The organism is Bradyrhizobium sp. (genome assembly GCF_047605465.1).
Classification (GTDB): domain Bacteria; phylum Pseudomonadota; class Alphaproteobacteria; order Rhizobiales; family Xanthobacteraceae; genus Bradyrhizobium.
In genome coordinates, this window is sequence record NZ_JASGFS010000130.1 from 1 (window position 1) to 2,540 (window position 2,540).

Annotated in this window: 4 protein-coding genes and 1 pseudogene; 4 read left to right on the forward strand and 1 reads right to left on the reverse strand. The window is 62.5% G+C overall.

Going from position 1 to position 2,540, the window contains the following annotated elements; translation table 11 throughout:
- The 3 genes from QM712_RS36160 to QM712_RS36170 form a co-directional block, all read left to right on the forward strand.
- The coding region (locus tag QM712_RS36160) for an SEC-C metal-binding domain-containing protein (RefSeq protein ID WP_415027923.1) at positions 1 to 425 on the forward strand (425 nt) is incomplete at its 5' end.
- 79 nt (positions 426 to 504) lie between these two features.
- Complete coding sequence (locus QM712_RS36165) at positions 505 to 816, forward strand: DUF2853 family protein (RefSeq protein ID WP_415027924.1); 312 nt, start codon at positions 505 to 507, stop codon at positions 814 to 816.
- A 325-nt stretch (positions 817 to 1,141) separates the two neighbouring features.
- A complete protein-coding gene (locus tag QM712_RS36170) occupies positions 1,142 to 1,438 on the forward strand; it encodes a hypothetical protein (RefSeq protein WP_415027925.1) in 297 nt (98 codons plus the stop codon).
- A 155-nt stretch (positions 1,439 to 1,593) separates the two neighbouring features.
- Here QM712_RS36170 and QM712_RS36175 read toward each other — a convergent pair whose 3' ends face one another.
- The gene (locus QM712_RS36175) at positions 1,594 to 1,992 is read right to left on the reverse strand and encodes a hypothetical protein (RefSeq protein ID WP_415027926.1); all 399 of its coding nucleotides are present in this window, start codon (positions 1,990 to 1,992) and stop codon (positions 1,594 to 1,596) included.
- 203 nt (positions 1,993 to 2,195) lie between these two features.
- Here QM712_RS36175 and QM712_RS36180 point away from each other — a divergent pair.
- Positions 2,196 to 2,540: pseudogene (locus tag QM712_RS36180) on the forward strand (primosomal protein N'); the annotation flags it as partial.

The window sequence follows — 2,540 nt, forward strand, 5'->3', positions numbered from 1 at the left end:
TCGTGCTCGACCATCTGCGGCAGGTGATCGGCTGGCGCGGCTATGCGCAGCGCGATCCGCTGAACGAATACAAATCCGAGGCGCTGGACCTGTTCCGCAGCATGATGGAGCGCTGGGACGAGATCACCACCGGCCAGACGATGCGGGTGGAAGTCGCCTTCGAACCGGCGCCCGGCGAACTGCCGCCGATGGAGGGCCACCACATCGACGCCACGACCGGCGAGGACGAAATGGCGCTGGCCGAGATTAATTCGCGCATCGCCTCCGGCGATTTCGCGCCGCAGGCGCTGATGGCGCCGGCGGGCGCTCCCGCGGCTGCGCGCGACCCCAACGATCCTGCGAGCTGGGGCAAGGTCTCGCGCAACGAGCCCTGCCCGTGCGGCTCGGGCAAGAAGTACAAGCATTGCCACGGGCAGTTCGCCTGAGGTCTGCCCAAGCTTGCGGCTTCCTGACGCGGCGATTGCGTGTAATCTCTGGCTCTCCGGCCGATTCGAGGAGCGCAACATGGATCATGCCGCCGCCGTCAAGAAATACGCCCCGAACGCCGACGACAAGGTCGTCGCGGCAATCGTCAAGCATCTCGGCATCGCGCTGCGCAACCGCGATTCCTCGCTCGTGTCCTGCTCGGACGCCGACGAGCTGAAGACCGTGCGCGAGAGCTGGTGCAAGAAGAAGCTCGGCCTGTCCGGCGACGCCGAACTCGACGCGGCCATCAAGTCGGTCTGCGAGACGATGAAGGGCGATCACGACAAGTCGCGGGTCGCTTTCTACTATCTCGTCGCGGACAAGCTCGGGAAGCTGTCGGCGCTCGCCTGAGCGACTGACCCGGCTTCAAAGTTTCGCTGTTGTGGCGATGGTTCGGGACGGCGGCTTGGCCGCCTCCTCGCCATGAGTCCCTGATTTTGCAGAGAATCGAGCAGCCCTCCCGCTGAGGAGCCGTGTAGCGGCGTCTCAAAGCGCGAGGGCGGGCCAAGCGTTGTCGACATCCTTCGGCCCGCCGCGCGGCCCGGACGATTGCGGCCTTTCCATGGGAACTCGAGGCCCTATTTGCGAGTCGTGCGTTCGGACACATCGGCCGGACGCCTGCCCGGTTAGCTTCATCCCAACGCCGAACACGACGGCGTCACTTCAGGAGAGAGCCATGACCCGCACCCGCAAGATCGTCACCGCTTCCATCGCCGCCCTCACGCTCGGCGGCGCCGTCACCGCCACCGCCACCCCCGCCGCCGCCTGGTGCAACGGCTGGACGTGCTACAGCGACGGCCCGAGCGCCGGCGCGATCGCGGGCGGCGTTATCGGCGGTCTGGCTCTGGGCGCGCTCGCCGCCGGCGCCGCCAACGCCCAGCCGCGCTACTACAACACCTGCGTGCAGCGCACCGCCGTCTATGACGATTGGGGCCGCTTCCGTGGCTACCGCCGCATCCGCGTCGCTTGCTGATCGAGACGGATCTCCGCTCCTGAAAGGCCCTCGTCCCCGATGACGAGTGCCTTTCAAGGCCTTAGTCTACCCCGAATGCGTGGAGTAACCGGGCCCACAACACGCGCTTCGCGTTGCGGGCGTTTTTTAAGCGCGCTAAAACCTATCTATCGATGTCACTTGGCTACGATTTCGCCAGCGTCATCTTTTGTTTGGATGAGGGTAAGTTTCTTGCCTTCAGACGTTTCCTCAGATGTAAATCCCGAATAGATGAATCGTATGCGTTTGATGCAAGCAGGTCGCATCGCCTTGCTCATCGTATCGCAATCTCTTTCAATTTTCTTTCGTGCATCGTCAGGTGTTAGCTTAGTGAAATCGATTCTTACACTAGATCCCACGCAGCGAAATTCATTCAAATCAGCGTAGAAACACAAAAGTTCTGTTTCGACCGTCTTTCCATCCCATTTATGCGTTTGTGCAGCTAAATCGATAGCCTTTAATCTTATGACATCGTCTGCATTCGCGACGCCAACGCTAACAACAAATGCACCGAAAGCAAGGACAAGCGGATTCATCAGTCAGCCCCGACAATTTCACGACCCCGGAGCTCACGGAAACACAAAGCTTGGACAGTTTCAATCGGTTCCGCTGATGGCGGCCATTTCTTGTTACAAGAGATTTTATTTCCATGTCAGTTCACTGGCGTGGGTGTTAATCAGTCCAAATGAGCGCGAGGCCTGATTCCGCTGTCGAGTCGACCAGGTCGGGATCGGGACCGATGGTCGTCGACGTCGTCGCGCCCGTTGCGGTGGATACGGCCTATTCATACCGCGTGCCGACCGGCCTCTCGTTGAAACCCGGCGATCTCGTGGATGTGCCGCTGGGAACCCGCGAGACCGTCGGCGTCGTCTGGGCGCTGCGCCAAACGGCGGCCGGCGCCAATCTCAAGGCCGTTCTCGCCAAACGCGACGCGCCGGCGCTGGGGCCGGCGCTGATGCGGTTCATCGACTGGGTGGCGGGCTGGACGCTCAGCCCGCGCGGCATGGTCTTGCGCATGGCGATCCGTGCGGCCGACGACCTCGGCCCCGATCCGGTGCGGCTGGGCTATCGCGCGACCGGCGTG